We start from the raw sequence: 3,944 nt of genomic DNA, 5'->3' as shown, positions 1-3,944 counted from the left end.
GCATGGGCAGCGTCACCTACCACTGGTACGCGGGCGGCAAAGAAGTCGGCACCGGCGCGAGCTACCAGCTCACCGAAGCGGACAAGGGCAAAACCATCACCGTCAAGGCGGAGTACACCGACGGCAAACAGCACGCCGAAAGCGTCAGTAGCAGCGCGACTGCCGCAGTAGAAGACAGCGGCACCACCCCACCGCCAGGCGCGCCGAACCAGCCCGGCAGCGTTGCCATCAGCGGCGAGGCCAAAGTCGGCGGCGAACTCACCGCCACCGTCAGCGACGGCGACGGCGTACCAAACAGCGTGCAATACCAGTGGCTGCGCGACGGCCAGCCGATTGACGGCGCGACCGGCAAAACCTACCGCCTCACCGCCGCCGACGCCGGACACAAAATCACCGTGCAGGCGAGCTACGACGACAACGCCGCCCACCACGAAAACCCGACCAGCGCGGCGAGCGATATCGGTGCACAAAACAACGCCGACCAGCCGACGGTCAGCATCAGCGGCAGCGACAGCGTCAACGAAGGCGGGGCGGCAACCTACACCGTCAGCCTTGACCATGCCAGCGACCAGCCCGTCACCGTCACCCTCACCCTCAAGCACATCGAGACGACAGACGCCGACTTCGCGCCGCAGCCCATCGAAAAAACCCTCACCATCCCGGCGGGACAAACCTCGGCCACCTTCAGCGTCAACACCGCGGACGACCGCCTGCCGGAAAACAACGAGCACTACCGCATCGAAATCAGCGCACCGCAAGGGGCGAAACTGGATGCGGACAAGACGGGCGTGACCACACAAATCATCGACAACGACGAAAGCGCGGCGAACCACAACGGCACCAACACCGACACCACCTTCGCCGGCGACCGCAACGCCGACACGCCGTACTTCGTCAAAACGCTGGACAGCGGCTACAACGGCTACGGCCACCTCCTCGGCCACAAACCGGGCGAAGGCATCAAAGTCACCTACGCCTTCAACACCAGCGGCAAAGATACCGACGGCAGCACCCTCGCCGGCTTCCAGGCCTACAGCGAAACCCAAAAAGCGGCGATACGCACCGTGCTCGACCACATCGCCGAACACGTCAACATCAAATACACCGAGGGCGACAATGCCACGCTGAACTTCTACAAACATACGATGGACAGCGAGCTAAAAGTCGGCTACGGCGTCTATGGTGGCGGCGTGCATTTGAGCGCCGAACGCTTCAGCGCTGATGATGCCTTCCGCAGCGACATCCCCTACCGCATCACCGGCGGGGATGCTATCGAATACTACGGCTGGCACGCGGCGTTGCATGAAGTCGGGCATACCCTTGGTATGGATCACCCGTTTGACCACGCGAAAAAAGGCGACGGCAAACCGGATTTAAGCGTGGCGGAAAACCGCGACACTCTCAGCGTCATGTCTTACATCAATGGCGAAACCATCCCGCTTAAAGCAGGCAGCAACTATTACCCCGAGTTCCCCATCGCGCAAAACAAACTGGGCATCTATGACCTCGCCGCGCTGCACCACAGCTTTGGCGTCAACCCGAACTACCACAGCGGCGACGACACCTACGGCTTCAAGGAGTTCAACAAAGACGCCATCGGCAACGACATCTACATCCACGACGGCGGCGGACTCGATACCTTTGACGCGCACGAACAAACGCTCGACCTCAACATCGACCTCACCCCCGGCAGCTGGATCTACGCGGGCGAAAAAACCGCGCATCTGGCGCTGAACAACGACGGCACGCCGACCGAACACCAAATGTTCATCGGTTACGGCACGCAAATCGAGAACGCCAAGGGCGGCAGCGGCAACGACACCATCAAGGGCAACAGCGCCGCCAACTACCTCTTCGGCTTCGACGGCGATGACCACCTCGATGGTGGCGCGGGCAACGACCAGCTCGAAGGCGGTCGTGGTGCCGATACCTTAACCGGCGGCAAAGGCGCGGACACCTTCATCTTCGCCAGCCCGCTGGATGGCAAGGCCGATACCATCACCGACTACAACCTCAGCGAAGGCGACGTACTCCAGCTCGATCACAACATCTTCACCGCGCTGGAAAAAGGCACCCTTGCCGCCGACCAGTTCGTGGCGGGCAAAGAAGCCAAAGACGAAAATGACCACCTGCTCTACGACCGCACCACCGGCGAGCTCGCCTACGACCCGGACGGCAGCGGCAGCGCGGCAGCAGTCACCATCGCCCGCCTTGGCGCGAACCACGATTTGGAGCATAACGGCATCCACATCATCTAAACCCATCAAAACCGCAGCGACTGATGTATCATGAACGCAGGCGCTGCGGCGCAACATTTCCGGAAAAACGCAAACAAGCAGAGAGGCTCAAATGGCACAAGTCGCACTCAACATCAAAGACGTCAATGGCAACACCATCGCCCATTACGATCTCAACACCGCCAGTGTTCAGCAAATTGACGCCATCAACGGCGCGTACTACCAGTTCACCGACACCGCGACCGGCACCGGCCCGGTCAGCATCGACACCGCCCGCTCCGGCGATGACCTGCTCATCTCCTTCGACAACAGCAGCGGTACCGATCTTGTCATCAAGGACTACTTCGCCCGCGGCGAAGGCGCGCTGGTCGGTATGCAAAGCGACGGCAGCCTCTACCGCTATCCGGTCATCGTCACCCCCGAACACGTCCTCGCCGACCACATCACCACCGCCACGACCGATGGCGCGCTTGGCGCCGCACCGGTAGCAGGTGGCAGCGCGGGCAGCGGTGGCGGCTTCTCCAACTGGGGCATCCTCGGCACCATCGGCGCCATCGGCCTTGTTGGCGGTGGCATCGCGCTTGCCGCCCATAACCACCACAAACACCACCATAACAACGACAACCACAACCCGTCTCCCAGCCCGAACCCGTCACCGAACCCCACGCCGAATCCGTCGCCGAATCCGAGCCCGAACAATCCCAATCAGCCGAACAACCCGAACAATCCCAATCAGCCGAATAATCCCAATCAGCCAAATAATCCGAACAATCCCAACCAACCGAATAATCCAAATAACCCCAATCAGCCGAACAACCCGAACAATCCCAACCAGCCGAATAACCCGCAAACCATCGACCAGCCGGAAGTCGTCAGAGACAGCGCCCACAAAGGCGGCGTCATCATCACCCCGAACGCCAAGGCGACCACGCTCGAAATCAAGTACACCGACGAAGCAGGCACAGAACACACCCTGACCGCCAGCAAAGATGCAAGCGGCAAATGGACAAAACAGGGCAACTGGCCGACAACCGTCACCCTTGACGAAACCACAGGCAAAGTCACCCTCGCCCCGGATGACGTCAAGGACGGCAGCACCGTCAGCGCCCACAACGGCGACGGCACCACCACCAGCACCGATGCCAGCGTCACCGCGGATTACGATGCGGGCGTGACCCCGCCGAGCCTGGATGCCCCAACCGTAGCCGCTGATAACGCGCACCAGGGCGGCGTCGTCATCACCCCGAACAACAAGGCGACCACGCTCGAAATCAAATACACCGACGAAGCGGGTAAAGACCAAACCCTGACCGCCAACAAGGACGCCAGCGGCAAATGGGCGGCGAAAGGCACCTGGCCGAATGACGTCCATATCGACCCGGCTACCGGCAAAGTCACCCTCGACCCTGATGCCGTCAAAGACGGCAGCATCGTGCGCGCACATAACGGCGACGGCACCAGCACCAGCGCCGACGCCAGCACCACCGCACCGAACGACCCCGTTACCCCGCCACCAGCAACCAACCACGAAGGCAAAGTCACCATTACTGGCGAAGCCAAAGTGGGCAGCGAACTGAAAGCGACCGTGACAGACGACGACGGCGTACCGACGACCGGCGTCAAATACCAGTGGTTTGCCGACGGCAAGGCGATTGCAGGCGCGACCAACAGCACCTTCACCCTGACCGCCGCGCAGAAAGGCGCGAA

The 3,944-nt window shown here is 61.4% G+C and carries 2 protein-coding genes; both read left to right on the top strand.

The features are described from left to right. On the top strand, positions 1-2,258 hold a 2,258-nt coding region (locus tag Q0349_RS05865), incomplete at its 5' end, for an immunoglobulin-like domain-containing protein (RefSeq protein WP_298079947.1). A 91-nt stretch (positions 2,259-2,349) separates the two neighbouring features. Beyond that, the coding region (locus Q0349_RS05860) for a hypothetical protein (protein WP_298079946.1) at positions 2,350-3,944 on the top strand (1,595 nt) is incomplete at its 3' end.

It is taken from the genome of uncultured Cardiobacterium sp., from assembly GCF_938028185.1.
Classification (GTDB): domain Bacteria; phylum Pseudomonadota; class Gammaproteobacteria; order Cardiobacteriales; family Cardiobacteriaceae; genus Cardiobacterium.
This window is presented reverse-complemented; position numbering and strand designations above follow the sequence as displayed.